General features: G+C 66.4%; 33 protein-coding genes, 1 tRNA gene and 5 pseudogenes. 13 read left to right on the top strand and 26 right to left on the bottom strand.

The window, feature by feature from the left end:
• Window positions 1–104 precede the first annotated feature (104 nt).
• The 5 genes and pseudogenes from ACHMWU_RS20100 to ACHMWU_RS20080 all read right to left on the bottom strand — a co-directional run.
• Window positions 105–311, bottom strand: a pseudogene (locus ACHMWU_RS20100) (DUF3418 domain-containing protein); the annotation flags it as partial.
• 118 nt (window positions 312–429) lie between these two features.
• Window positions 430–492: pseudogene (locus ACHMWU_RS20095) on the bottom strand (hypothetical protein); the annotation flags it as partial.
• Between the two features lie 14 nt (window positions 493–506).
• Entirely contained in the window at window positions 507–821 is a 315-nt protein-coding gene (locus ACHMWU_RS20090) for an oligonucleotide/oligosaccharide-binding fold domain-containing protein (RefSeq protein ID WP_396046261.1), read from the bottom strand.
• Window positions 822–947: 126 nt separating this feature from the next.
• Complete coding sequence (locus ACHMWU_RS20085; RefSeq protein ID WP_396046259.1) at window positions 948–1,124, bottom strand: hypothetical protein; 177 nt, start codon at window positions 1,122–1,124, stop codon at window positions 948–950.
• Between the two features lie 419 nt (window positions 1,125–1,543).
• Window positions 1,544–1,957 (bottom strand): annotated as a pseudogene (locus tag ACHMWU_RS20080) (helicase-related protein); the annotation flags it as partial.
• Window positions 1,958–2,075: 118 nt separating this feature from the next.
• On the opposite strand from ACHMWU_RS20080, the gene ACHMWU_RS20075 reads away from it, so the two are divergent.
• Window positions 2,076–2,324 carry a hypothetical protein gene (locus ACHMWU_RS20075; protein WP_396046257.1) on the top strand — a complete coding sequence of 83 codons (249 nt, stop codon included), beginning with the start codon at window positions 2,076–2,078 and terminating at the stop codon, window positions 2,322–2,324.
• A gap of 170 nt (window positions 2,325–2,494) precedes the next feature.
• On the opposite strand, the gene ACHMWU_RS20070 is transcribed toward ACHMWU_RS20075, so the two are convergent.
• The 4 genes and pseudogenes from ACHMWU_RS20070 to ACHMWU_RS20055 all read right to left on the bottom strand — a co-directional run bounded on the left by ACHMWU_RS20070 (window position 2,495) and on the right by ACHMWU_RS20055 (window position 4,027).
• The gene (locus ACHMWU_RS20070) at window positions 2,495–2,710 is read right to left on the bottom strand and encodes a CPBP family intramembrane glutamic endopeptidase (protein ID WP_396046255.1); all 216 of its coding nucleotides are present in this window, start codon (window positions 2,708–2,710) and stop codon (window positions 2,495–2,497) included.
• A gap of 34 nt (window positions 2,711–2,744) precedes the next feature.
• Window positions 2,745–3,161, bottom strand: coding sequence for a hypothetical protein (locus ACHMWU_RS20065; RefSeq protein ID WP_396046253.1), 417 nt, complete (start codon window positions 3,159–3,161; stop codon window positions 2,745–2,747).
• Between the two features lie 61 nt (window positions 3,162–3,222).
• Window positions 3,223–3,773 (bottom strand): annotated as a pseudogene (locus tag ACHMWU_RS20060) (neutral zinc metallopeptidase).
• Window positions 3,770–4,027 carry a hypothetical protein gene (locus tag ACHMWU_RS20055; protein WP_396046251.1) on the bottom strand — a complete coding sequence of 86 codons (258 nt, stop codon included), beginning with the start codon at window positions 4,025–4,027 and terminating at the stop codon, window positions 3,770–3,772. Before ACHMWU_RS20055 ends, ACHMWU_RS20060 begins: the two are co-directional and overlap by 4 nt.
• A 376-nt stretch (window positions 4,028–4,403) precedes the next feature.
• On the opposite strand from ACHMWU_RS20055, the gene ACHMWU_RS20050 reads away from it, so the two are divergent.
• From ACHMWU_RS20050 to ACHMWU_RS20030, 5 genes are all read left to right on the top strand, one after another.
• On the top strand, window positions 4,404–4,772 hold the full coding sequence (locus ACHMWU_RS20050) for a hypothetical protein (protein WP_396046249.1): 369 nt from the start codon (window positions 4,404–4,406) through the stop codon (window positions 4,770–4,772).
• Window positions 4,759–5,241, top strand: a complete 483-nt coding sequence (locus tag ACHMWU_RS20045; protein WP_396046247.1) for a DUF445 family protein — start codon at window positions 4,759–4,761, stop codon at window positions 5,239–5,241. The genes ACHMWU_RS20050 and ACHMWU_RS20045 overlap by 14 nt, the downstream gene beginning before the upstream one ends.
• 83 nt (window positions 5,242–5,324) lie before the next feature.
• Entirely contained in the window at window positions 5,325–5,456 is a 132-nt protein-coding gene (locus tag ACHMWU_RS20040; RefSeq protein WP_396046245.1) for a DUF445 family protein, read from the top strand.
• A 315-nt stretch (window positions 5,457–5,771) separates the two neighbouring features.
• Window positions 5,772–5,912: a DivIVA domain-containing protein gene (locus tag ACHMWU_RS20035; RefSeq protein WP_396046924.1), complete on the top strand. Its 141-nt coding sequence runs from the start codon at window positions 5,772–5,774 to the stop codon at window positions 5,910–5,912.
• 62 nt (window positions 5,913–5,974) lie between these two features.
• Window positions 5,975–6,061 (top strand) — tRNA-Leu (locus tag ACHMWU_RS20030).
• A gap of 524 nt (window positions 6,062–6,585) precedes the next feature.
• Here ACHMWU_RS20030 and ACHMWU_RS20025 read toward each other — a convergent pair.
• The 4 genes from ACHMWU_RS20025 to ACHMWU_RS20010 all read right to left on the bottom strand — a co-directional run bounded on the left by ACHMWU_RS20025 (window position 6,586) and on the right by ACHMWU_RS20010 (window position 8,415).
• The gene (locus tag ACHMWU_RS20025) at window positions 6,586–6,975 is read right to left on the bottom strand and encodes a GGDEF domain-containing protein (RefSeq protein ID WP_396046243.1); all 390 of its coding nucleotides are present in this window, start codon (window positions 6,973–6,975) and stop codon (window positions 6,586–6,588) included.
• Window positions 6,878–7,504 (bottom strand): GGDEF domain-containing protein, encoded by a 627-nt coding sequence (locus tag ACHMWU_RS20020; protein WP_396046241.1) that lies wholly within the window; start codon window positions 7,502–7,504, stop codon window positions 6,878–6,880. The genes ACHMWU_RS20025 and ACHMWU_RS20020 overlap by 98 nt, the downstream gene beginning before the upstream one ends.
• Before the next feature lie 264 nt (window positions 7,505–7,768).
• Window positions 7,769–8,068, bottom strand: a complete 300-nt coding sequence (locus tag ACHMWU_RS20015) for a hypothetical protein (RefSeq protein WP_396046239.1) — start codon at window positions 8,066–8,068, stop codon at window positions 7,769–7,771.
• A gap of 146 nt (window positions 8,069–8,214) precedes the next feature.
• The gene (locus ACHMWU_RS20010; RefSeq protein WP_396046237.1) at window positions 8,215–8,415 is read right to left on the bottom strand and encodes a hypothetical protein; all 201 of its coding nucleotides are present in this window, start codon (window positions 8,413–8,415) and stop codon (window positions 8,215–8,217) included.
• A 368-nt stretch (window positions 8,416–8,783) separates the two neighbouring features.
• On the opposite strand from ACHMWU_RS20010, the gene ACHMWU_RS20005 reads away from it, so the two are divergent.
• The 5 genes from ACHMWU_RS20005 (at window position 8,784) to ACHMWU_RS19985 (ending at window position 11,144) form a co-directional block, all read left to right on the top strand.
• On the top strand, window positions 8,784–9,272 hold the full coding sequence (locus ACHMWU_RS20005) for a hypothetical protein (RefSeq protein ID WP_396046235.1): 489 nt from the start codon (window positions 8,784–8,786) through the stop codon (window positions 9,270–9,272).
• Window positions 9,273–9,330: 58 nt separating this feature from the next.
• Window positions 9,331–9,861, top strand: a complete 531-nt coding sequence (locus ACHMWU_RS20000) for a tetratricopeptide repeat protein (RefSeq protein ID WP_396046233.1) — start codon at window positions 9,331–9,333, stop codon at window positions 9,859–9,861.
• A gap of 126 nt (window positions 9,862–9,987) precedes the next feature.
• A complete protein-coding gene (locus tag ACHMWU_RS19995) occupies window positions 9,988–10,356 on the top strand; it encodes a hypothetical protein (protein WP_396046231.1) in 369 nt (122 codons plus the stop codon).
• A gap of 12 nt (window positions 10,357–10,368) precedes the next feature.
• Window positions 10,369–11,001, top strand: a complete 633-nt coding sequence (locus ACHMWU_RS19990) for a hypothetical protein (RefSeq protein ID WP_396046229.1) — start codon at window positions 10,369–10,371, stop codon at window positions 10,999–11,001.
• Window positions 10,998–11,144 carry a hypothetical protein gene (locus tag ACHMWU_RS19985; RefSeq protein WP_396046227.1) on the top strand — a complete coding sequence of 49 codons (147 nt, stop codon included), beginning with the start codon at window positions 10,998–11,000 and terminating at the stop codon, window positions 11,142–11,144. The genes ACHMWU_RS19990 and ACHMWU_RS19985 overlap by 4 nt, the downstream gene beginning before the upstream one ends.
• Before the next feature lies 1 nt (window position 11,145).
• Here the strand turns inward: ACHMWU_RS19985 and ACHMWU_RS19980 are convergent.
• From ACHMWU_RS19980 to ACHMWU_RS19930, 11 genes and pseudogenes are all read right to left on the bottom strand, one after another.
• A pseudogene (locus tag ACHMWU_RS19980) lies at window positions 11,146–12,895 on the bottom strand (pyruvate dehydrogenase).
• 22 nt (window positions 12,896–12,917) lie between these two features.
• Window positions 12,918–13,259, bottom strand: a complete 342-nt coding sequence (locus tag ACHMWU_RS19975; protein ID WP_396046225.1) for an FAD-dependent oxidoreductase — start codon at window positions 13,257–13,259, stop codon at window positions 12,918–12,920.
• On the bottom strand, window positions 13,256–14,209 hold the full coding sequence (locus ACHMWU_RS19970; RefSeq protein ID WP_396046223.1) for an FAD-dependent oxidoreductase: 954 nt from the start codon (window positions 14,207–14,209) through the stop codon (window positions 13,256–13,258). Before ACHMWU_RS19970 ends, ACHMWU_RS19975 begins: the two co-directional genes overlap by 4 nt.
• Window positions 14,210–14,253: 44 nt before the next feature.
• Window positions 14,254–14,553, bottom strand: a complete 300-nt coding sequence (locus ACHMWU_RS19965; RefSeq protein ID WP_396046221.1) for a fibronectin type III-like domain-contianing protein — start codon at window positions 14,551–14,553, stop codon at window positions 14,254–14,256.
• On the bottom strand, window positions 14,550–14,942 hold the full coding sequence (locus tag ACHMWU_RS19960; protein ID WP_396046922.1) for a glycoside hydrolase family 3 protein: 393 nt from the start codon (window positions 14,940–14,942) through the stop codon (window positions 14,550–14,552). Before ACHMWU_RS19960 ends, ACHMWU_RS19965 begins: the two co-directional genes overlap by 4 nt.
• Window positions 14,939–15,205 (bottom strand): hypothetical protein, encoded by a 267-nt coding sequence (locus ACHMWU_RS19955; RefSeq protein ID WP_396046219.1) that lies wholly within the window; start codon window positions 15,203–15,205, stop codon window positions 14,939–14,941. Before ACHMWU_RS19955 ends, ACHMWU_RS19960 begins: the two co-directional genes overlap by 4 nt.
• On the bottom strand, window positions 15,175–15,417 hold the full coding sequence (locus ACHMWU_RS19950) for a PA14 domain-containing protein (RefSeq protein WP_396046217.1): 243 nt from the start codon (window positions 15,415–15,417) through the stop codon (window positions 15,175–15,177). The genes ACHMWU_RS19955 and ACHMWU_RS19950 overlap by 31 nt, the downstream gene beginning before the upstream one ends.
• 61 nt (window positions 15,418–15,478) lie before the next feature.
• Window positions 15,479–15,784: a glycoside hydrolase family 3 protein gene (locus ACHMWU_RS19945; RefSeq protein WP_396046215.1), complete on the bottom strand. Its 306-nt coding sequence runs from the start codon at window positions 15,782–15,784 to the stop codon at window positions 15,479–15,481.
• Window positions 15,759–16,958 carry a glycoside hydrolase family 3 protein gene (locus tag ACHMWU_RS19940; RefSeq protein WP_396046213.1) on the bottom strand — a complete coding sequence of 400 codons (1,200 nt, stop codon included), beginning with the start codon at window positions 16,956–16,958 and terminating at the stop codon, window positions 15,759–15,761. Before ACHMWU_RS19940 ends, ACHMWU_RS19945 begins: the two co-directional genes overlap by 26 nt.
• 407 nt (window positions 16,959–17,365) lie before the next feature.
• On the bottom strand, window positions 17,366–17,902 hold the full coding sequence (locus ACHMWU_RS19935; protein WP_396046211.1) for a type 1 glutamine amidotransferase domain-containing protein: 537 nt from the start codon (window positions 17,900–17,902) through the stop codon (window positions 17,366–17,368).
• A gap of 164 nt (window positions 17,903–18,066) precedes the next feature.
• A complete protein-coding gene (locus ACHMWU_RS19930) occupies window positions 18,067–18,246 on the bottom strand; it encodes a hypothetical protein (protein ID WP_396046209.1) in 180 nt (59 codons plus the stop codon).
• 20 nt (window positions 18,247–18,266) lie between these two features.
• Here ACHMWU_RS19930 and ACHMWU_RS19925 point away from each other — a divergent pair, with 20 nt between their 5' ends.
• Together ACHMWU_RS19925 and ACHMWU_RS19920 are read left to right on the top strand one after the other, a co-directional pair.
• Complete coding sequence (locus ACHMWU_RS19925) at window positions 18,267–21,989, top strand: hypothetical protein (protein WP_396046207.1); 3,723 nt, start codon at window positions 18,267–18,269, stop codon at window positions 21,987–21,989.
• Window positions 21,986–22,828, top strand: coding sequence for a hypothetical protein (locus ACHMWU_RS19920; RefSeq protein WP_396046205.1), 843 nt, complete (start codon window positions 21,986–21,988; stop codon window positions 22,826–22,828). Before ACHMWU_RS19925 ends, ACHMWU_RS19920 begins: the two co-directional genes overlap by 4 nt.
• Here ACHMWU_RS19920 and ACHMWU_RS19915 read toward each other — a convergent pair.
• On the bottom strand, window positions 22,780–23,553 hold the full coding sequence (locus ACHMWU_RS19915) for a hypothetical protein (protein ID WP_396046203.1): 774 nt from the start codon (window positions 23,551–23,553) through the stop codon (window positions 22,780–22,782). The genes ACHMWU_RS19920 and ACHMWU_RS19915 overlap by 49 nt on opposite strands.
• Window positions 23,547–24,170 carry a tripartite tricarboxylate transporter permease gene (locus tag ACHMWU_RS19910; RefSeq protein WP_396046201.1) on the bottom strand — a complete coding sequence of 208 codons (624 nt, stop codon included), beginning with the start codon at window positions 24,168–24,170 and terminating at the stop codon, window positions 23,547–23,549. Before ACHMWU_RS19910 ends, ACHMWU_RS19915 begins: the two co-directional genes overlap by 7 nt.
• Window positions 24,171–24,295 lie beyond the last annotated feature (125 nt).

The following is a 24,295-nucleotide window of genomic DNA, read 5'->3' as shown; positions in this document are numbered from 1 at the left end:
ACCGATGGCCCGGCACGTGCCAGTCGAAGGCCCGGTCGTCGACGCTCAGGGAGCCGGTCGATCGGCAGGTCGATCGTCACGCCGTCGTCGGTCATGCCGGGCTCGAACGCATCAGCCAGCGGGTAGGACTCACCATCGGAGTGCCACTCCCGCGGGAACTCGGCGTCGGCTCCGTCCGGTCCGTCGCTCAGCATCGCCGGATCGAAGGTCAGCAGATCGGGCTGCTCGCGCCTGGTCTGCTTCCACCACGAGTCGAAGTGCCGGGTCGACACGACATGGGCAGGAACGCGCTGATCGTAGAACGCGTACAGCGTCTCGTCGTCGACGCGCAGGTCGCGGCGACGCAGACGTTCCTCGAGCTCTTCCGACGCCTTCGATCATCCGCTGGTTCGCGGCCCAGAACTTGTGGTGCGTGCGCCACTCGCCCTGCACGAGCGCGTGTCGGATGAACAGGTCGCGCGAGACCACCGGGTCGACCTTGCCGAACTGCACGAGCCGGTCGGCGATCAGGGGGATGCCGAACAGCAGCAAGCTTCTCGCGGGCCATCACGGCGCCGCGTCGGGTCGACCAGTGGGGCTCGCTGTAGACCCGGTTGATGAGGTGGTCGCCGACGGACTCGACCCCACTCGGGCTGGATCTTGGCGGCAGTACGTCCCCAGAGCCGGCTGGTCTCGACGAGCTCGCCGACCATGACCATGCGCGGCGGCTTCTTGGCCAGTCCCGAACCGGGGAAGATCATGAACTTGGCGTTGCGGGCGCCGAGGTACTCGCGGCCTTCTGCATCGCGCAGTCCGATGTGCGACAGCAACCCGGACAACATGGCCTGGTGGACCAGGTCGGGTCGGCACCGGCGTTGCCTGGCTTGAGACCCATGTCCTTGGCGGTGCGCCGCAGCTGGGAGTGCACGTCGTGCCACTCGCGGATGCGCAGGTAGTGCAGGAACTCGTCACGGCACAGTCGCCGGAACGCCGAGCCTCGACAGGTCGGCGCGGCGGTCGCGGATGTACTTCCACAACGTCAGGTACGACAGGAAGTCGGAGTCGGGCTCGCGGAAGCGTGAGTGCTTCTCGTCGGCGGCCTGCTGCATCTCGAGCGGACGCTCACGCGGGTCCTGGATCGACATCGCCGAGACGATGACCAGCACGTCGGCGAGGCAGCCGGCGGCTCAGCGGCCAGCAGCATCCGGGCCAGCCGCGGGTCGGTCGGCAGCGTCGACATGCGGCGACCGATCGTGGTCGGCTTGTTGTCACCCTTGCGCTGCGGGTCGAGCGCCCCCAGCTCGTACAACAGGTTGAGACCGTCGGTGACCGAGCGCGAGTCTGGCGGGTCCAGGAACGGAAAGTTCTTGATGTCGCCGAGCTCGAGCGACGACATCTGCAGCAGGACGGACGCCAGGTTGGTGCGCTGGATCTCAGGGTCGGTGAACTCGGGACGGCCCTCGAAGTCTTCTTCGGAGTACAGCCGGATGCAGATACCGTCGGCGACACGACCGCACCGGCCGGCCCGTTGAGCCGCGCTGGCCTGGGAGATCGGCTCGATCGGCAGTCGTTGCACCTTGAGGCGTTGGCTGAACCGGGAGATGCGGGCCATGCCCGTGTCGATGACGTAACGGATGCCGGGAACCGTCAACGAGGTCTCGGCGACGTTGGTCGACAGCACGATCCGTCGTCCGGGGTGACTGCTGAAGATCTTCTGCTGGTCGGCCGGCGGCCAGGCGGCCGTACAGCGGGAGGATCTCGGTGCGGGAGACTTCTTGCCGGCCAGGAACTCGGTCGCGTCCCGGATCTCCCGCTCGCCCGACAAGAACACCAGGATGTCGCCGTCGAGGGGCAGGTCGGACACCGCGTACGCGATGGCGTCGCGCTCGCCGTCGGCGCCGGTCTCCTCGATCGGGTGGTAGCGGACCTCGACGGGAACGTCCGGCCGCTCGACCTCGATGACGGGTGCATCGAACATCTCGCCGAACCCGTCCCGACGTCGATCGTCGCCGACGTGATGACGACCTTGAGCTCGGGACGGCGGGGAGAGCTTGCTCCAGGTAGCCCAGAAGGAAGTCGATCGACAGCGAACGCTCGTGCGCTTCGTCGATGATGATCGTGTCGTACCGGGAGAGCAGCCGGTCGCGTTGCAGCTCGGCCAGCAGGAGGCCGTCGGTGACCAGCCGGATCGCGGTGTCGGCGCTGGTCTGGTCGTCGAACCGCACGGCATAGCCGACCTCGGCGCCGAGGCTCGACCTCGCACTCGTCGGCGATGCGCTTGGCCACCGAACGTGCCGCGATACGCCGGGCTGGGGTGTGGGCGATCGACCGGCGGCCCAGCTTGAGGCGATCTTGGGCAGCTGGGTTGTCTTGCCCGAGCCGGCTCGCCTGCAACGACGACGACCTGGCTGGTCGCGCATCGCCGTGGCGATGTCGTCGTGGCGGGCGCTGATGGGCAGGCCCGGGTCGAAGGCGATCTTCATAGGTGTGCGGTCTTCATTTCAGATTGAGTGAATCAGCAAGACAGGTAGCCCACGAAGGCGACGACGTCGAGCAAGGTGTGGGCGATGACGAGGGGCATGACGCGCTTGGTCCGGTGGAACCAGTAGCCGAACACGAGGCCCATGACAAAGTTACCGATGCCGGGCCCGACCCCTTGGTAGAGGTGGAGCTGCCACGCAGTGCCGCCGCTGTGACGAGTTGCCGGTGTGCCCCAACCGAGCTGCTTCACCGGGTCAGGAAGTAGCCGATCACGACGACTTCCTCTAGCAGGGCGTCTCGAGCGCGGCCAGGATCAGCAGTGCGCCGGTCCACCAGTAGGCGAGATCAGGTGCTGGGATGATCTCGGCGGTGATGCCGACCACCGGCCGACGAAGTAGAACGCCGAGGCCGGGCACGCCGATCGCAGCGAACAGCCAGAAGCCCCACCAGGCGTCGAACTTCTTGCGGCGCAGGTCGAGGCCGATGCGCTGGAACACCGGAGGCTGTCCTCGGTCGAGCGACAGCAGGTAGAGGACGAGCGCCACGACGACCATCGCGGAGACCAGGCCCAGCACCTCGTAGGTGAAGTCGAACCACTCGCGCGGGTTGTTGTTGGAGTTGAGCGTCGCGGTCGACTCCCGGACTCCGCCAGGCCTGGTGGCCTTGTCGATCAGGGAGACGGCCGAGTAGACGCCGGACATCCCCGAACGACAGGCCGAGGACGATCCAGACCTCGATCTTGAGCCGACGGTCAGACACCGATTACAGGTCGTTCGTGCTGAACGTGTCGCAGGCGTCGACGGTACCGGCCTGGTAGCCCGAGGCACCACTTCTGGCGCGACTCGCTGGAGCCGTGCGTCCACGAGTCCTGGTTGACGTTGCCGCCGCCCAGCTCTTTTGGATGTGGTCGTCGCCGACTGCGGCGGCTGCGGAGAGGGCGGACTGGATGTCGGACTTGGTCAAGGGCTTCAGCAGGGTGTTGCCGTCGGCGTCCTCGGTCGTCGCGGCGTGATCGGCCCACACACCGGCCATGCAGTCGGCCATGGGCTCGATGCGCACGCCGCCGCTCTTCGGCCGGTCTTGCCGTCCTGGCCCTTGGCGAGGAAGCCAAGGATGTTCTCGACGTGGTGGCCGTACTCGTGCGCGCGCGACCAGTTCCTGGGCCAGTGCGCCGCCGTCGGCGCCGAAGCGGCTGGTCAGCTCGTCGAAGAAGCTCGCGTCGATGTAGATGCGCTCGTCGCTGGGCAGTAGAACGGTCCGGTCTGGTTCGAGGCGGTGCCGCACGGTGACTGCGTGGCGCCCTCGTAGATCACGGTCTTGGCGGCGCGGTACTGACGGTTGACGTCAGCCGGCAGGGCTTCTGCCAGTAGGCCTGGACGCTGTTGACCGTGCCGATGATGCGGCACGTGTCGTCGCGGTTGGCGTCGGCGCCGGTCTTGCACTGCTCGAACGACGTGGTCGACTCGTCGCCGGCCGTCTGCACCTGGCTGGTGTCGAAGGGGCTGCCGCTGCCGGTGATCGAGCTCAGGTCGACTCCGAGGAAGGCACCGATCAGCACGATCAGCAATCCGCCGAGCGCGCCCCCGACGGCCAGACCTGCGCGCGACCCGCCTCCGGTGACCTGACTCGTGTCGAGGTTCGCACCCTCGTTGAGCCATGCGCGTCAGTCTACGCAGAGCAGGCCGCCGAAATCGTGGATAGTGTCGACGCGTGACCTCGACGATTTCGGCTGCTGGCCTGGCGATGCCTGAAGGAATGTCCGACGGCGACGTCGCCAGGCTCAGGGGCCTGCGGCGGGATGCGGGCGCTGGCGTTGTCGCTGCTGATCCTGGCGGCGATCATCTACGTGCTGACGCGCGAGCACGACACTGGTTGGCTCGGCTACGTGAACGCCGGTTCTGCGCGGCGCCGGCGACTGGTCGGGCGCGATCGCCGACTGGTTCGTGGCGACCGCGCTGTTCCGCCATCCGCTCGGGTCTGCCGATCCGCACACCGCGATCATCCCGAAGCGCAAGGAGTCGCTGGGGAGAGCCTGCAGGAGTTCGTCGCCGAGAACTTCCTGCGCGAGGACGTCATCCGCGAGCGCATCCAGTCCGCAGGTCAGCAAACGTGCTGGTGAGTGGCTCATCGCCGGCCGCCACAGCGAGCGGCTCGTGCACGAGGGGTCCCGGGATTCCTGGCCGATGCGCTGTCGCACATCAAAGGAGACCGATGTCGCGGCGGTGATCCAGGAGGCGCTGATCCCCCAGGCTCCAGGAAGAACAGCTCAGCCCCGTCGCCGGGCAGCTGCTCGAAGAGGTGCTGCGCGATGACGCCCATCGGGCCTGGTCGACCTGGTGCTCGACGCCCGCCCGGTGGCTCGATCACAACGAGGCAGAGGTCGCCGCACTCGTCGAGAACCGGGCACCGTCCTGGACACCGCAGTGGGTCGACAAGCGGGTCGCCAGCCGGGTGCACGAGCAGGTCGTCGAGTGGGTCGCGGAGATCAGCCGCACGCCCCAGCACAAGGCCCGCATCGCGCTGGACGGCTGGTTGACGCAGCTTCGCCCACGACCTGCAGCACGACGAGGCCACGATGCTGCGGTTCGAGCGGCTCAAGGAGCGGATGCTGGGCCAGCCGCAAGTCATCAAGACGTCGTCGCAGCTTCTGGGACGCGCTGCGCCGTGCGCTGGTCGGTGCGCTGGCCGATGAGGACGGCATGCTGCGACGGCGTGCCCTGGAGGAGATCGATGCCTTCGGTCACCGGCTCATCGAGGACCCGCGCTGAGCCGCCGACTTGATTCCACGATCAGCGACATTGCGGCGTACGCGGTCAACAACTACGGCACCGAGGTCGCCCGATCATCTCGGCGACGGTCAATCGTTGGGATGGCAAGGAGACTGCCGAACGCATCGGCTGCACGTCGGACGGGACCTGCAGTTCATCCGGATCAACGGCACCGTGGTCGGCGGTCTGGCCGGTCTGGTGATCCACGCCGTCTCGACGCAGCTGTGACTCTCAACGTCCGGTAGAGAGTTAGTCCACATGTGTGGATAACCTGTGTGTAACTTCTCACAACCTGTGGGTGACCCCGGTCACATTGTGGACTCGGCGGTCGATCCGGACGGCCGAATCGTTTGGGGATGCGATGCCCCGGAATCATGGAAAGATCCAGCGTCATGGCAGGTGAATCAGGTGTTCCGATGACGGAACCGCTGTTCCCGGCTCGCCGGTCTGGCCAGGGGTACGACCGCGTCCAGGTCGAGGAGTTCTTGCGGGACGTGCTGGACGAGCTGACGGCCCGCTGCCCAACCAAGAGCCGCCGAGCGCATCCGCGACACGATGTTCACCCCGGTGCGATTCCGGCGTGGCTACGACATGGACGAGGTCGACGACGCCCTCGACGAGCTTCGAACTGTTGGCATTGCGGGGCAGGGGCTGATCGGCGCCCGAACGGGCATTCCCCCATGACCGTCTTCAGGAGGGGGTTTGTTAGAGTTCAGTGCTGCACCGCGCTGATGAAAAGAAGCGCATGTCCGGGTGGCGGAATGGTAGACGCGCTAAGCTTGAGGTGCTAGTGCCCTGTTAGGGGCGTGGGGGTTCAAGTCCCCCTCGGACACACTGAAACGGCGGACCGAAACGGTCCGCCGTTTTTTAGTGGCCACGGTGCGATGAAGCAGGTGCCCCCCGCGGGCGGGTGGCTCTTGCGGTAAGCGGTCCCCCACGGCGGTGGATTTCCTGTCTGCATGTAGTTCGTGTCTTGGCAGACCGGTGGCGGGATTCTGCCCGATCTGCGCCTAGGTCTTCATTCGTCACGGGTCTGCTGACGCTTAGGCTGCTGACGGGCCGGTCACGACCAAAGTCGGCAGGTCGCTGTCGTGGCGTCCTCAAGAAGACGGGTGGGAAACATCTCTCCTGGTATTCGTGTGGACGCTCTGTCCGTTGTCAGGGATTGTTTCGTCCTTCTCGGCGACAAGGGCACGCCCGCAACACGGTTCAGGCCCGTCAGACGGCCTCGTCGACCTGCGGAACCACCACGACCTCGACCTTCTGGTCCTCGAGCACGGCCCGGTCACGACCCCGCATCTTGGCTTCGTAGAGGGCTGCGTCGGCCGACGCGATCAAGCCGTTCAGGTCCTTGCCATCAGCGGTGGACGCGATGCCGTAAGCTCACGGTGGGCAGACCGCCCTCCGGAGTTTGCATGCTGTGGATGCGACGACTGATCTCTGAGGTGATCTGTTCGGCCCTGTCGAGGCTGGTCCCCGTCAGCAAGAAGATGAACTCCTCGCCGCCGTATCGTCCCACCAGGTCGGTCGAGCGCACTGTGTCGGTGCAGGCTGCGGAAAACACCTGCAACGCGTGGTCGCCTGCCATGTGGCCGAAGGTGTCGTTGATGTTCTTGAAGTGATCGAGATCGGCCAGGATCAGTGCGACCTCAGTGCCATCGGGCTTTGCACGACGAGAGCTCCTGGGCAGCCAGGTCCAAGAACTCGGTGCGGTTGAGCAATCCTGTGAGCCCGTCCCGCGTCGCACGGGCCCGCAGGTCCCTGATCGACTGCTCCTGGCTCAGCAAGGACATGCTGAAGGAGACTGCGATCAGCAGGACGAGGTCGATGAGGAGCGTGATGCTCCCGTTCAGATACGTCATGAAGAACGACCCGTCCGGGCCCGTGATCGTGAAGACCACCAGGCGGCAGGTGTAGAACCCGCTGACGATGCCTGCGGCCACAGCCATGGCGACCTGCGTCGGCGCATCGGCGCTGCGGCGGGGCCACAGCTCGCGCGCCGTGAGACCGAACAGCAAGGTCATCATCAAGAGGAAGGCGGTCCCGCCTGCCCATGGTTCCGAACCGGGGTTGCCCAGGGCGGCTGCTCCGCCCGCCACCGCTGGCGGCACGAGGATCAACCAGGTTCTCGATTGCCTTCTCACCAACGAGCGAGCCGCAGTCCAGATGGAAGCAGCGCCCATGACGAGCAAGGAATTGCCGACCGGGTTGGCCCACCGCTGCTGACCGAAGTCCGCGAAGAGGTAGGCGGTGGAGCCGCCGAGGAACAGCACCAACGCGACACACCACCACCCGCAGTACGCCGAGCGGGTCGAGCGATACGTGACGAAGTAAGAACAACGCCAGCGTGGTCAGGGCGACGACGAGGAACGCTACGAACAGAGCCGATGACTCAAGCACAATGGTGTAGTCCCTCAACTCCCCGTGGCCCCGCCCCCAGTCTCCCACGGACGCGTCTGCGCTGGGTCAGTTAGCACCAGATAGTTGTGTCTACCGTGCAGCCGTGGTCACCCCGGCGCGGCAACGGCCCTGTCGTGGTGTCAGGGCTGCAATGCCATGACGATCGGCCGGTTCTGCACCTGCGGCTTCGTCGCCAAGCGGCGGGTCGGCGCGATGGCCTTCTTGTAGGTCGCCTTGGCAGTGGCGCGCTTCTTGGCGTATGCCTTCTTGGCCTTGGCCTTCTTGCTCTTGTTCTTGCCGGCCTTCTTCAGAGCCTTCTTGTAGGTCTTCTCGGCCGACGCCAGTGACTTGGTGACTCCTCTTGGCGGCCTGCTTCTGCTTCGCCGTCTTGGGGGTCGTGATCGTGACCGTGGAGGTGGTGCTCCGTGTTGCGTTGCCATTGACCGAGAAGGCGAATTGAGCCGGAGCCGCCATTGATGATCTGGTACATCTCGAGCAGCGTGTAGTTACGGGCGGGAGATAGCAAAGACGTCCCCCGACATGGGGTGGTGGGTCGTCGTGCCGAAGCTCAGCGTTGCCGTGCCGGTCAGTCGGAAAGCGGGTCAGTTGGGGCTACGACACCGACGAAGCAGTAGCGCATCGCCGCGAACTCGTTTGGGGCGTTGTCGTCCACGACCGTGCCACGGAGGAAGAGGCCGTCAGCGTTGGGGTTGACTGTCGTGGCCATGGCGAAGACCTCTCGGGTGGTCTCGTGGGTGGGGTCTACTGCACACGCGAGATCGACCAACGGCCTGAGCGCCTCGACCGTCTCGGGCGACGGCCGCCTGCAGCGGGCGGATCTGCGCGGGCCGCAGCCACGGCAGCGATCACCTGCTCACGGTGATTCAAGATGATGTCGCGGCCGAGGCGGGACGGCAGACACGGCTCCGGCCGCCACGGCGAGGGCTGCGCCAGCGATCAACGAGCGGGACAGAACGGATGTGCGCATGAGATTCCTCGAGAATGGCGACTGGCGTCCAAGATGGTGTCACTCAGCGTAGTGACAGTATGTCGATTCGGATACGGCTTCCGGCGATTTCGGACCTGATGCGGCTGTCGCGGACGCGGGCTGACGTCTCGGCCGGTCCTCGTTGGGCCGTCTACTCAGGTCGGCGAATGAGCTCTCCGGCAGATGCACGACCCAGGCAGTTCACCTCGGCTCTGGGCTGGCCAGCGGCGATCGACTCCGCTGGGACGGTGACGGTGCAGGATGACGCCGGTCAGCTGCGGGCTACCTACCAGGGAACCGCTGCCAAGCATCCGTCCGCGCACGTCCCTGCAGGCGGCTCCCACATCGTGCGGCTGCCGACAGGTGAGGTCGAGCTGTTCAACGGCAAGCCCAAGGCGAAGCGACGCCGTGACCACAACGGACATCTCGACCTGTACGGGCGCCGCTACGAGTTCTTGCACGTGCGTCGTTGGAACACCGAGGTCACCTGCGATGGCGTGCGAGTAGCGGTGCTGCATCGTCGTTTCAGCCGCACGTTCACGGTGCGCGTCAACGCCGTTCGCGACGACACCGACCTGCTGGCCACGGTGCTGTGCTGGTACGCCGTGCGTCCCGGTCGTGCGGGTGCGATCTCGGCTGCCTTCGACGGTCTGTGATCTCGTTGGTCACCCGACGCTGAACAGCTGCACGGTGATGAGCCCCACACTGACCGACGTGCCTCGTCCCAAACTCGCCATTCTCGTGCTGTTGAGCCTGCTGTTCGTCGCCGGATGCAGCGGTGGGAACAGCGACGAAGGCGCACCCTCAGCCGCCGACACGCTGGTCGAGACTGGTTTGCAGCAGCTCGCCAAGGGTGATGATGCCAAGGCGAAGGCCACGTTCGAGAACGTGCTGGAGCTCGACTCCGACAACGTCTACGCGCACTACAACCTCGGCCTCATCGCGCAGGACGCGGGCAAGGACCAGCTCGCGATCAAGCACTACGACGCGGCACTGAAGACCGACCCCAAGTTCACTTCGGCGCTCTACAACAAGGGCATTCTTCTTGAGAGTGATGATCTTGATGCTGCTGTGAAGCTGTATCGACGCGCCATCGCGGTCGACTCCAAGCTTGCGGCCGCTCACATGCGTCTCGGCTTCGCTCTTCTGCACCAAGGCGAGACTGAGAAGGCCGAAGAACACCTGTCCAAGGGCGTCAAGCTGGACCCGTCGATGGCAGACGTCAAGGCGCCGACGTACGACTGAGTCTCAGCGTCGGGGGGGCCAGCTTGGCCGAATCGGAGACAGGTCGTCCGTTGTTCCGCTACGGTATTCGCGTGTTCACTCCTCGGCCACGCGCCCTCGCCAGCTCTGTCCGTCGCCTCGTTGGCCATGACCGCCGTCATCGGCGCAGGCGGCACTGCAGTGGCCGCCGACAGCTCCAAGCAGGATGCCAAGCTCATCCGGGCCTGTCTCAACGAGAAGAGCGGCAAGATCCGGATCGTCAAGAAGAGCACAAGCTGCAAGGGCGGCGAGGCGCGAATTGTCTGGCTCCGTGGCACGGATCCCGGCCAAGTGGTCAAAGGGTGCCAAGGGCGACAAGGGTGCCAGGGCGCCGCTGGAGCCAAGGGTGAGAAGGGTGACACCGGTGCCACGGGCGCCACGGGCGCCACGGGTGAGACTGGTGCGGTCGGTGCTACGGGCGCTGCCGGACCGGCCGGCGCAACTGGCGCGACCGGGCAACCGGTGCCGCGGGTGTAGCGGGACCGGCTGGTGCCACCGGGGCAACCGGGGCAACCCGGGCAACCGGCGCTGCTGGAGACATCGGTCCTGCCGGTGCGACCGCGTCCGGTTGGTGCGACCGGCGCAGCCGGAGAGAACGGCGCCGCCGGCGCGACTGGTGCGGCTGGCGCGACCGGCGCGGCGGGAGACATCGGGCCCGCCGGACCCACCGGTGCGACTGGCCCGGCCGGCGCGACCGGACCGACGGGGGCAACGGGTGCGACTGGCCCCGCCGGACCGGCCGGCTCCGGCGCCATGCTGTCGAGCAGCAGCGGCCAGGTAGCGACCACCACGACCCTCCTCGGCGGATTTGCCAACACGGTGGCCGTGCTGCCGATCAACGGATCCGGCTCGGTCAGCAACGTCTCCATCGTCAACAACACGATCGACGCCACGAACAGCGCGATTGCTGGCCTGGCCCAGCCGATCTCGGACAACCACACGCTCACCAGCATCAACGGCTACTTCACCAACACCAGCGCGATGTCACTGGTCGGTTCCACGCTCGGCCTCCGGGTTGAGCTTGGACCTCGTCAACCCCCAACAACGTCTTCACGCCGGTCCCCGGAGCATCGTGCACGTTGGCGCCGTCATTCACCGGCATCCTCGCCATCGGCGCTGTGACGAACTGCACGACCACCGGATTGTCGATCCCGATCACCAATCAGACTCAGGCCATCCTCGTCGTGCGTTCCGACGTCGTAGCGGGCCTCGACACGACGACAACTCTCAACGGCTACTGGTCGGCCGGTCTGACGCTGTCCTGACTCAGGGGCGGGGCAGGTTGCGCAGGTTGGACCGCGCGAGCTGCAAGGCTTCGCCGACTCCACCGTTGAGCACGACCTTGCCGAGCGCCATCGCGAAGCCGCGGACCTGCTCACCGGTGATGGTGGGCGGTATCGACAAGGCCATCGGGTCGGTGACGAGCTGAACGAGGGCGGGGCCGTCCACGGAGAATGCGGTACGCAGGGCATGCTCGATGTGCGTCGGGTCCTCGACCCGCTGCGCGTGGATGCCTGCCGCTTGTGCGATGCCGGCGTAGTCGACGGCGGGCACGTCGACGCCGAAGTCGGGCAGGCCGTCGACGAGCATCTCGGCCTTCACCATGCCCAGCGTCGAGTTGTCGAACAGGACGATCTTGACGGGCAGCTGATACGTCGCGACGGTGAGGAGGCTCGGACAGCATCATCGAGAGTCCACCGTCCCCAGAGATCGAGATGACCTGACGGCCAGGGTTCGAGATCTGCGCACCGATGGCGTGGGGGGAGGGCGTTGGCCATCGAGCCGTGGAGCATCGATGCGATGAACCGCCGGTCGCCGGTCGGGTTGATGTAGCGCGCGGTCCACACGTTGCACATGCCGGTGTCCGTGGTGAAGATCGCGTCGCGGTCGGCGACCTCGTCGAGGATCGACGCGGCGTACTCCGGGTGGATGGGCACGAGCTTCTCGGCCGACCGGGTGTACGCACCGACGGTGCGGTGCATCATCGAGTCGTGCTTCTCGAGCCATCGGTCGACGAACCGTCGGTCGTCCTTGCGGTGCACCAGCGGCGCCACGGCGCGCAGCGTCGCCAGCACGTCGCCGTGCACGGGAATGTCCACGCGGGTACGGCGTCCGAGCGCACTGGCGTCGACGTCGACCTGGGCGGTCGTCACGTCGTCGGGCAGGAACTGCGAGTACGGGAAGTCGGTTCCGAGCATCAGCAGCAGGTCGGCGTCGTGCATGCCGGCGTACGCTGCGCCGTAGCCGAGCAGACCGGTCATGCCGACGTCATAGGGGTTGTCGTACTGGATGAACTCCTTGCCGCGCAGGGAGTGCCCGATCGGTGCGCCGATCGTCTCGGCCAGGGCGATGACTTCGTCATGAGCCCCGCGGACGCCGTAGCCGGCGAAGATCGCGACCCGCTCTGCGGCGTTGATCGCGTCGGCGAGCTGCTGCACCGATGCTTCGTCCGGGACGATGCTCGGCGTCGAGGACAGCACCAACGGCGTGAGCTCCCGGGTGGCGGCCATCTCGGCGATGTCGCCCGGGAGGGTGACGACCGAGACCCCGTGCCCGGCGACGGCCGAGCGGATCGCGGACCGAAAGACGCGGGGCGCCTGGTCCGCCGTGAGCACGACTCGTTGTAGCCCGAGCACTCGCCGAAGAGGCGGTCGGGATGCGTCTCCTGGAAGTAGCCCGACCCGATCTCTGCGCTGGGAATGTGTGAGGCGATCGCCAGCACCGGGGCACCAGAACGGTGCGCGTCGTAGAGGCCGTTGATGAGGTGCAGGTTGCCGGGACCACACGAACCTGCGCAGACCGCGCGCTCGCCAGTCAGCTGAGCGTCGGCAGAGGCGGCAAAAGCAGCGGCCTCCTCGTGGCGGACGTGGATCCAGTCGATGCCGCCCTTGGCGGAACCGCCGGTGCGTCGCACCTCGTCGACGACGGGGTTCAGGCTGTCGCCGACGATGCCGTAGATGCGCCGGACCCCTGCCTCGACGAGGGACGCTATCAGCTGGCCTGCGACAGTGGTCATGTCTCGACCCTACGACCGTCGCTCAACCCAGCACGGTTCCGCTGGAGTCAGAATTCGCGGGGCGCTTGCGCGAGAACACACCGAGGTCGACCGTGAGTCCGGTGTGCTCGCCGCGCACCTGCACCGGATCCGTGTCGTGGTCGTGGCCGTTATCGACCGCCGTCACGAGGGCGGCCATGAGCCGTCCTACGACAGGAGCGTTCTTGAACTGGTTGCCACTCGTGCCGATGGCGACGTAGAAGCCGTCCAGGGCGGTGCGGTCATAGACGGGCGTCCAGTCGGTCGCGACGTCGTACACGCCGACGATGCCGCGAGGCCCAGAGGGCACCCGCAGGTCGGGAAGGCGTCGTGCGGCGCGGGTCACCTGGGCCTCGAAAGCGGCCTTGGTCGGCCGGTGGTCGGTGTCGTCCGGGTCGTCGAGCCACTGCAGCTCGTCGCACTCGGGCTCGGTGCCGCCGATGTAGATCCCGTCGCCTGGCGCTCCGCGCAGATAGATGCCGAGATCGAGGTCGGCCACGAACGGGCCGGGTCTGCCGTCGGGATTGAAGCCCGGAGGTGCCGTGACGACATGGACCTCCTGTCGCAGGGGGCGAGTGGTGATCGTGAAGTCGTCGCCCACACCGGCCATCTCGTTGAACGCCGACGACCACGGGCCCGCCACGTTGACCACGACGGGTGCGTCGATCCGGGTGCCGTCCGCCAGATCAACGCCACCGACCCGGCCCCCGGTCCGACGGACGCCGACGACCTGCTGCTTGAAGAGCAGCTGCGCACCAGCTCGGCGGGCTGCATCGGCAAGATTGACCGCGGCGAGCAGGGGGTCGTCGACGTGGCCGGCGTCCGGCGTCCACAATGCGCCGAGCTCGTCGGTCGAATCGGACCAGAACTCCTCGTCGTCGAGGCGTTTCGGCGGCCAGTACCGTCCTGTGTCGAGCGCAGGCAGCCGTTCGGCCAGCGTGGCCGGGTTCCAGACCTCGTAGGGAATGCCCGCGCGATCGAAGTTCGGCAGGATCTTGCTGCTCGGCGCCACGTCGACGTCGAGGAACGCCATCCCTGTGCGGTGGAAGCGCGCCGGCCAGACGTGTCGGCTGTCCCGAGATGATCGGCCCAGCTCTCCCAGCAGTGCTTGGCCTCCCACGCAGCGGCGATGCCCGCGAAGGTCGAGTAGTTGAAGCGGATGATGGCACTCGACGCGCTGGTCGAGCCCTGCCCCGGCCCGTTGAGGCGGTCGACGACCACGACCTCGAGTCCCGCGCGAGCGAGCTCGAGAGCCGTGGCCGAGCCGATCACCCCTGCCCCCCACGACGACGGCATCTGCTGTCAGAGTCATCACACCATCGTCACAGGCGAGGAGCAGGTCAGCGAATCCGCACCGAACCGACAAGAGAGCTGTCGGCCGAGGACGTCCCGACGAAGATCTTCGTGCGACCCCGAGGAGTCACCCAGGCATCCCGGCCGGTGTCCCAGAACGACAGTGCCTGTCTCGGGATCTTCACGGTGACGCGACGGGACTCGCCTGGTTCGAGCTCGACCTTGGCGAAGCCGGCCAGCTGGCGACGCGGTGTCGCCACGTCGGTTGGCAGCTCACCGACGTACACCTGAGCTACCTCAGCACCGGTGCGCCGTCCTGTGTTGCGGATCGTGAAGGTCGCGGTCACCTTCTCACCGCGACGACCCCGCACGCTGGTGTCGAGGTTGCGGTACCGGAAGTCCGTGTACGACAGCCCGAAGCCGAACGGGTAGCGGGACGCATCCTGTTCTCGAGGAATCCCCGGTAGCCCACAAAGATCGACTCGGTGAACTCGGCGGTTCCTGCGGGTGTCGTCGGCACCTGGCGCTCGCTGCGCGGCAGTGTCGCCGGGAGCTTGCCGGACGGGTTGACGTCGCCCCACAGGACATCGGCGATCGCGTGGCCCTGCTCCTGTCCGGGGTACCAGGCCTGCACGATGCCCTTGGTCCTGCGGGACCAGCCGCTGGTCGTTCCGACGGCTCCGGTCTCGACCACGACAACCGTGCGACGGTTGACCTTGGCCACCTGCCGGATCAGCTGCTCCTGCTCCTTGGGGAGTCGTAGATCGGGACGGTCGACCCCTTCGGTCTCGTAGTCCGCACCACCACGACGGCAGTGTCGGCGCCCCGGGCCGTGTCGACCGCGTCGGTCATCGCGGGTGACATGACGCGCTCCGGATGCTCCCAGAACAGTCGCACCTGGCCGCCCTGATAGGTATTGAGCGCTGGAGCGCTGTACTCGATGCGAACCTCGTGCGCCTCGCCCGCCGTCAACCTGATCCGTTCACCGACGGATGACAAGTCGCCGGTGTGCTCGACCAACAGCGTCGTCGAGGTAGCTTGGCGTCACCACGTGCCGTGAGCCCCAGGGTGTAGGTCGCAGTGGTCGGCGCCGTGATGGTGCCGCTCCAGCGCGCCGACAGGTCACCGAGGAGCGCGAAGTCGCCTCGTGCCGTCGGGATCTTGGGTGATGCGACATTGAACCCAGGGAAGTTCTGGAAGCCGAAGTTCACGTTGACGTTGGGATCGACCTGCGTGAGGTGCGGTTCGCCGGAGAAGTCGGTGTTGCTCCAGTCACTCGCCCGAGAGTCCCTGGCCGTTCCCGTCGACGGGTGTCAGCACCGAGGACGGGACTGGTGCGGCACCCGGCAGTAGGTCGCCCTCGGAGATTCCGTCAGTACCGGGGGAGTAGGTCACCTCGGCCGACCCGGCCCGATCGGTGATGCCGTCGAGCGGCGACACCGACCTGGTCGGCGTCGAGACCGTCGCTGAGCCGCCGCCCTGCGCCGAGGTGTTGTCGGCATCGGGACCGATCACGGCGATCGACCGGTTGCGGCGTCCGAGCGGAAGGACGTCACCCCTGTTCTTCAGCAGGACCATGCCGTCCGCGGCGACCTGGCGTGCGATGAGCTGTCGCGCTCGACGTCGATCGGACTGATCTGCGGCAGCCGTCGAACAGGCCGAGGCCGATCATGGGACGCAAGATCCTGCGGGCCATGTCGTCGAGTCGCTCCATGCTGACCTGGCCAGCCGCGACGGCGGCCACGAGGCGCTCACCGAAGTTCGCGCTGCCCGGACCCTGGTCGCCCGGCTGCTCCTGATCGAGTCCGTTGTTGGCCGCCTGCACGGTGCTCGGTGTCGCGTTGTAGTCGCTCATGACGAAGCCGCGCAACCCCAGCTGGTCCTTCAGCACCGTGTTCATCAGCGGACTCTCACAGGCATACACGCCGTTGATCTTGTTGAACGCGCACATCGCCGAGCCAGGGCGGCCCTTCTCGATCCCGATGCCGAACGGACGTGCGTAGATCTCCTGCAGGGCGCGTTCGTCGACCCGGGCGTCGACGTTGAAGCGATCGGTCTCTTGGTTGTAGAGGAAGGGATGCTTGATCGTCGCGATGACAGGGCTCTTCTGGATGCCCTGGATGACTTCGCCCGCCATGGTGCCGACCAGCAACGGGTCCTCGCCGAAGCCTTCGAAGGAACGTCCCCACAACGGGGTGCGGGTGATGTCTGCCGACGGCGCCAGCTGGAAGTTGTGCCCAGTCTTGAACGCCTCCCTGCCAAGGAGGTCACCGAACGTCCGCGCGTGGTCCAGGTCGAATGACGCCGCGAGGGCCGACGCCGACGGCAGCTGTGTCGAGCGGCGGTCGATGGTCGGATTTGCCACGCGCACGCCGACTGGCCCGTCGGCCATGGTCTGGGCCGGGATGCCGAGTCGGTCGATGGGGTTGTTGTAGAACCCGTAGTTGTTGTTGATCTGACCGGTGGCCAGATCGGCCTTCTCCTCCGTCGTCATCTGCTCCAGGAGCGCCTCGACCTGCTGCTCGACCTCGGCTGAGTCGTCCCACCGTGGGACGGCCGATGGTGCGTCGGGCTTGGGCTGTACCTGCGGTGCGGTGAATCGTGGACCGCCGAAGCGGTCTCGCTGACCGCCCCCGTCGTCGTCCGCGGCCTGCGCCGGCAGGGCCGACCCGGCCAACGACAGGATCGTGGTTGCTGCGACGCAGATGATGACGCCTCGGCCCGTTCGGGCGCGATGAGTCGGCTTGGACATGAGGGCCCCCCGGCTCTCGGGCGCGCCGCATGGTGTCCGGCGCCGTCCGGGCACTGGATCGTGGCAGACGCGGAATCCGTGAGATGTTGGCCCGGCCGGCACTCCCACCGGCATGCGCGGAGCCAAGGTGATGGTTTTCCGTTCAGGGACGGTGACGTTGTCTCCGCCGTGTCATGCACTTGATTTTCAACCTAGGCCGGACCGTGCGGACTGTCCATGGGTAAATGCCACTTACATCCACGCCCCGCGACGTCAACGATCCCAGGTGCCGCTTGGCTGGACACCTGGGATCTCGTCCACACTCATCCGCGCGAATGAACGAAGACGTGGGGTGTGCGTACCCACACGAGGTGGTTGAACGCGTCCATCACTCGCATTTCATCGACGCCTGCTCGGGGCTGACCTGCTCACGAGTCGAAGACCTCTGCGATCTTGGCGTTGAAGGCGTCGAGGTCGCCGGGATTGCGTGACGTGACGAGGTTCCAACCGTTCGCGGGGCAGTGCACGACCTCCTGGTCTACCCAGGTGCCGCCGGCGTTCGTGACATCAGTGCGGAGCGACGGGTAGGACGTGAGCGTCTTGCCAGGCAGCACGCCCGCCTCGACCAGGCCCCACGGCCCGTGACAGATCGACGCGACCGGCTTCTTGGCCTCGACGAAGCGGGTGATGAATGCGACAGCACCGTGGTCAGCGCGCAAGGTGTCGGCGTTGATGGTGCCGCCAGGGATGATGAGCCCGTCGTAGTCGTCGACAGAGGTATCGGCGACTGCCTTGGCGGCCTGGTGCACGACATCCTTCTCGATGTCGTGATTGACCGTCTGGACGTCACCAGCGTCGAGAGCCAGGTGCTCGACGTCCCACCCTCGAGTGCGTGCGGCATCGGCGGGTGACTCCAGCTCGACTTTCTCGACGCCGGTGTTGGAGGTCAGGATGGCGATCTTCATGTGAGCTCACTGCTTTCATCTGTGGGAATGCTGATGTGCAGGGTGTACCCGAGCGTGGGGCAGCTATGCCTGGCCATCCAATCGGTCGGCCGCCGAGGGGTGCTCGGGTTGGGCGTGAGGAAAGTTCGGCATTTTGGCACAGGGTGTCGAGAAAACGATTTAAACTAATCCGGCTCGTCCCTCGACCTCAGGTGGTACCCGGTGAAATCTCCTGCCCAGCTGACGCGTGCCCTCCTCTCGGGCGTCGTCATCGCATCCGGATTGACGGCGGTCTCGATCGCCGGTCCGGTGTCATCGGCGTCGGCGGCGCCGGCTTTCACCGTGGACGGGGACTCCGTCGTCACGGTGCACAGCTCGACGGGCATTGCTGGCTCCCCAGAACCCGCGCCTGGTCACGGGAGAGGGTGCCGTCACGACCCTGACCCTGGCCAACAACGGCTGGGTTCTTCGCGGCGGAGCGCTAGCGCCAGATGGCACGCTGTACCTGCAGGACGCCAGCGTCGTGCCGACCCGCGTGGTGAAGATCGCCCCGGACGGTGCCGAGAGCGTGGTCGCGACTCTCGACTTTCCCGCCGCAGGTCAGCTCGCGCCGACCAGCGGTGACATCGCGATCCTGCCGGACGGCGACCTTGTCGTCTCGGCCTACCGCAGCCCCAACACCCGCTTCATCCGGGTGGATCCGGACACCGGTACCACCACCACGCTGTTCACGTTGACCAATGGTGAGTCCGCTGCTCGCACCGGCACTGATGCGTCCGGGAACTTCTACTACTTCACGACGCTGACCAGCCCCAAGCAGGTCTGGAAGATGAACCCGACTGTTGGTGCGACGCCGTCGCTGGTGGGCGGAACCGGGACTTTCGGTTACGACATGAACGTCGACGGCGTCGGTAACGTCTACGTCGCGGGCGGTGTGGGTGTCAGCCAGGCCAATCACGGAGAGATCAGCAAGTTCACCTTGCAGGGCGATGGCTCCTATTCGGCGGCCGCGCTCTGGGCCTCGACTCCGACGGTCGGTCAAGGTGGGTACTCCGCCGACGGAGGTATCACTGCGACCCCCAACGGCCAGGTCGTCCTGGCGCGTTCAGACGGAGCAGGAAATGCCTCGCTGTACCGCTACTCTGCGGCTGGCGCCCTGACGTCCACGCAGGCGGTGACGAGTGTGTACCCCCAGGTCATCGCAGCGTTGCCGAGCAGCAACCCCTTCACCAATGCGGTGGATGCGTCGGTCAGCGGCACGGTCAAGGTGGGGGAGCCTTTGACTGGTTCGGCGGGGACGTACGCACCGTCTGATGCGTCGATTGCGTATGCCTGGAAGGTCGGTTCGGACACGGTGGGCACGACGTCGTCGTACACGCCGAAGCTGGCTGATGCGGGCAAGAGCCTGACGTTGACGGTGACAGGCACCAAGGCGGGCTATGCGCCGAGCACCTCGACGACCACGGGTCAGACAGTGGCGACGGTGCAGGGGTTCACTGGGACGGTTCAGGCGGGTCAGACGCTGACTGCGTCGGATGCGTCCGGCACGAGCACGTGGGGTCTGTCGGCTTCGTCGTCATGCACCTCGCCGACGACGTCCACGGGCACGACCTACGAACTGCCGAGCAACAGCACGGGCAAGTACGTCCAGCTGTCGCAGACACTCAGTGGTCGCACTGGTGCGGGCACGTGTGTGGGTCCGATCGCTGCGGCGACGTCGGCGCCGACCATCACGGGTGAGGCTGGTGCACATGGTGTGAAGGGGCAGGCCTTCAGCTACACGCCGGAGTCGTTGACTGGTCAGCCCGCGCCGACGGTGACGGTGGTGGGCACGTTGCCGACGGGTGTGAGCGTGAACTCGTCGACGGGCAAGTTGTCGGGCACACCGAGCGTGGCCGGCACGTTCCCGGTGACTCTGCGCGCTGACAACGGCATTGGCAGTGCGGCGACGTTGGCTGTGACGATCACGATCGATGACGTGGTGACCGGGTTGTCGCCGACGATCGTTGGTACGCCGAAGGTGGGTGTGCTGCTGACGGTGATGCCGGGGACCTCGCTGTCGCCGAGCCCTGGTGATGCATCGGTGACGGCTGTGTGGCAGTACGAGTCTTCGTCGGGGAACTGGTCCGACCTGACGACAGGTCCGACGTACACGCCTGGCGCTTCTGAGGTGGGTCGGGTGTTCCGGGCCAAGGTGACGGTCTCGAAGGCTGGGTTCCAGTCGCGGACGGAGTACTCGCCGGCCACCTCGGCGACGGTCAAGGGGACGTTCACGATTGGTGCTCCGTCGATCAGTGGGACGGCAAAGGTCGGTCAGACGTTGACGTGTGCTGCTGCGGGCGGGACGCCGGGGACGCTGTCGTATGCGTGGACTCGTGGTGGGACTGCGTTGGGTTCGGGCGCCTCGTATGTGTTGCTGCCTGCGGATCGAACCCATGAGGTGACGTGCACGGTGACGTCGACGCGACCTGGGTATGACGATGCGAGCAACAGCAAGGATTCGGCGACGGTGGACTACGGCACGTTCACGATCGGCACCCCGTCGATCAGTGGGACGGCGAAGGTCGGCGAGTCGTTGACGTGTGAGGCTGCTGGTGGAACTCCGGGCACGTTGTCGTATGCGTGGACGCGTGGTGCTGTGTCGTTGGGTTCGGGTGACACGTATGAGCTGGTGGTGGCTGATCTGGGTGAGCAGGTGACGTGCACGGTGACCGCGTCGCGTCCCGGTTACATCGATGCGTCGGCCAGCAAGGATTCGACGACCATTGGGTCGGGCACGTTCAGCATTGCTGCTCCGTCGGTCAGTGGGACGGCGAAGGTCGGCCAGACGTTGACGTGTGAGGCTGCTAGCGGAACGCCGGGCACACTCAGCTACGCGTGGACTCGTGGTGTCACACCGGTGGGTTCGGGTGACTCGTACGTGTTGGTCGCGGCCGATCGGACGGAGCAGGTGACCTGCACGGTCACGGCAGCACGGACCGGCTACGCGGATGCGTCGGCCAGCAAGGATTCAGCGACGGTCGGGTATGGGTCGTTCACGATTGATGCGCCGTCGATCAGTGGTACGGCTGCGGTCGGGAAGACACTGACCTGTGAAGCGGCCGCTGGTACTGCCGGTGATGTCAGCTATGCGTGGACTCGTGGGACCACACCGTTGGGGTCCGATGCCGCGTACGTGTTGGTGGCGGCGGACCGGACCGAGCAGGTGACGTGCACGGTGACATCGCAGCGGGCCGGTTATGAGGACGCGTCAGCGTCCAAGGACTCGGCCACGGTCGGGTACGGCACGTTCAGCATTGATGCGCCGTCGCTCAGCGGTACGGCTGCTGTCGGGAAGACGCTGACGTGTGTGGCTGCGGATGGCACTCCCGGTGATGTCAGCTACGCCTGGACTCGTGGGACCACACCGTTGGACACGGGTGACAGCTACGAACTGGTGGCGGCTGACCGGGCCGGTCAGGTGACGTGCACGGTGACATCGCAGCGCGCTGGTTACACCGATGCGTCGGCGAGCAAGGATTCGGCGACGGTCGCGGCTGGCACATTCACGATCGACGAGCCGTCGATCAGTGGCACCGCTGTCGTGGGGCAGACGCTGACCTGTGAAGCGGCCGATGACACCCCGGGCACGCTGTCGTATGCGTGGAAGCGTGGTGTCACGCCGGTGGAAACGGGTGCCAGCTATGTGTTGGTGGCTGCTGATCGCGGTGAGCAGGTCACGTGTGTGGTGACCGCAGCACGGGCCGGGTACGACGACGCGTCCGCGGCCAAGGACTCAGCGGTCGTCGGTTATGGGACGTTCAGCATTGATACCCCGTCGATCAGTGGTGATGCTGCTGTCGGGAAGACGTTGACGTGTGAGGCGGCGACCGGGACACCGGGCACGATCTCGTACGCGTGGACGCGTGGTGTCACACCGTTGGGTGCTGGTGCCAGTCATGTGTTGAGCGCTGATGACCGCACCAACGAGGTGACGTGCACGGTGACCGCCGCGCGTGAGGGGTACACCGATGCGACCGCTGGGGTCACTCGGCCACGGTCGACTACGGCACCTTCGCCATTGGTGTCCCGTCGATCAGTGGGACGGCGCAGGTGGGTCGTACGTTGACGTGTGTGCCTGCGGCGGGTACGCCGGGTGCGGTGTCGTTCGGGTGGACCCGTGACAGCATCGTGTTGGGTGCGGGTGCGGGCTACAAGCTGACTGCGGCTGATCTGGGCAAGAGGGCCACGTGTGTGGTCACTGCGGTGCGTGCCGGGTACGTCGATGCGGTCAACCAGGCCAGCAGTGTCACGGTGGTGGCTGCGGCGCCGGTCAGGGTCACTGGGCTCAAGCCGCGGGTGGTGGGCAAGATGGTCGAGCGGTCCACGGTCACTGCGCAGGCTGGCACGGTGGTGCCGTCGACGGCGGTGCGGACGTATCAGTGGTTGGCCGATGGCAAGAAGATCAAGGGCGCGACGGGGCGTACGTTCACGCTCCGCAAGGCCCAGGCCGGCCACCAGGTCAGTGTCCGGGTCACCGCCCGTGCTGGTGCAGTGTCCGCGACGGCGACGTCGCCGGCCAGGCGGGTGGGTTCGTCGGTCAAGCGGCTGGTGGTGGTGCGTCAGGTTGCTAGTGGCAAGAAGCTGACGGTGACCGCTACTGGTCTGACTCGGGGACGGCGGTACGTGATCTGGTTGGGTGGTCAGCAGCGTGCTGCTGGTGTGGTCGGTGCTACCGGCACGGTGTCACGTTCGGTGAGCTTCGACCCGAGATCAAGCCCGGCACCCGCCGGGTCAGGGTCTCGACCTACACCAAGAACGGCACCCGCACCACCACCATCTACCGCACCATCCACTACAAGTGAGGTAGACAAAGGGCCGGAACCTCAGGGTTCCGGCCCTTTGCGTGTTGCCGTGAGTCAGCTCGTGAGCGAGATGATCTGCGGGACCGTCAGGACTGCGACGTAGTAGGCCATGAACTGGATGCCCGAGTTCACGTTCAGCACCTTGTTCAGCAGGCCGCCGACCAGCCCGACCGTGAGTGCCACCCCAAGGGCCAGCAGGCCACCTTCGTAGAGGCAGATCACGAGGATGAGTCCCGCGAAGGCGCCGATGATCGCCTCGTGGGAGACGTGCCGGAGCACCCACCCCGCCGCGCGGTGAGCCTGTGTCATCGCGAACGGGTAGGCGATGGCGACGGCGATCACGACGCCGAGCAGTCCGTAGAGCAAGAACTCCGTCGACGACAGGAGGTCGTGCAGGTTGTTGGTCTGCCCGGTCTCCGCGTCGAAGGTGTACTTGGGAGGCGCGTTGAACAGCGGCGCGGCCACGCTGGCGGCCAGTGGCGACAGAGGCAGTCCCAGTGCGATCAGCGGAATCAGCGTCTCGGCGATGTACGTCGACTCGGTGACACCGTTGCGGACGGCCATCTTCGTGGTCAGCCGGTGGTATCCGTTCTTGACGCGGGTGCCGACGAGCCGACCCATCAGGACGGCCATCGCGACCGGCGAGAACACGAAGGTCGCGCTCGTGACAGTCGCGGCTGCTCCGGTCATGGCGATCTGTTCCCGGTCGAGAACGCGGAAGGGGTTCGGGAAACGTCCCGACCAGGTGCGGACATCAGGTGCCAGCTCGAACGTCCGCTGCTCAGACCTGCGCAGTAGATCGCGCGCCGCGGGCGAGAGGCTCAGCACCAGATCGATGATGAGCGGTCCGGTCGCGATGCCCAGGGAAGAAGCTGATCGACAGGGGCTTGTCGGAGACATTGCCGACGAACGCCTGCAGTCCCACGATGAGGAAGACGAACGGGATCAGCGCTGCCACGGCCGCCATCCGGGCCTTCGACGTTGCCGCGATGAGCAGCGCTGCCGCCGCGAACAACCATGGTGCGGCGTCGCTGATGTTGTCGGCGAACGGGCTCAGCAAGCTGGGCGAACAGCACGGCTGCAGGCACGGCGATGAAGGCTGAGATGACGCCGCCGGAGATTGCCTTGCGCAGCGCGATGTGCGGGACGCCCAGCTCTCTGAGCATCTGCGCGTCGCGGAGCATCGGCACGGCCGTGGTGTCACCGGGGATGCCGAGCAGGGTCGTCGGGATCGCGTGGGTGATGTGCTTGGAGATGATCGCCGCCATGAAGAACGTGAACACCCCCGTCGGGGGAACGCCCACCAGGATCACCAGGAGCGTGATGGGTGCGATGGTCGCTGTCTCGTCGGTGCCGGAGACCAGGCCGATGAGCGAGAACACGACGGCTCCCAGCAGGCCCATCCCGACGCCCCAGGCGATGGCTTCGAGCAAGCTCGGGCTCATGCGGAAGCCTCCTTCGGTGTGGTCGGTGTGGTCGGTGTGGTCGGTGTGGTCGGTGTGGTCGGGTCGGTCTGGCCGTCTGTGGCCTGGCGTGCTTCGTTGCGTTCGTGCTGTCCGAGCAGGTCGTC

Source organism: Aeromicrobium sp. UC242_57, assembly GCF_044452305.1.
GTDB lineage: Bacteria > Actinomycetota > Actinomycetes > Propionibacteriales > Nocardioidaceae > Aeromicrobium.
This window is presented reverse-complemented; position numbering and strand designations above follow the sequence as displayed.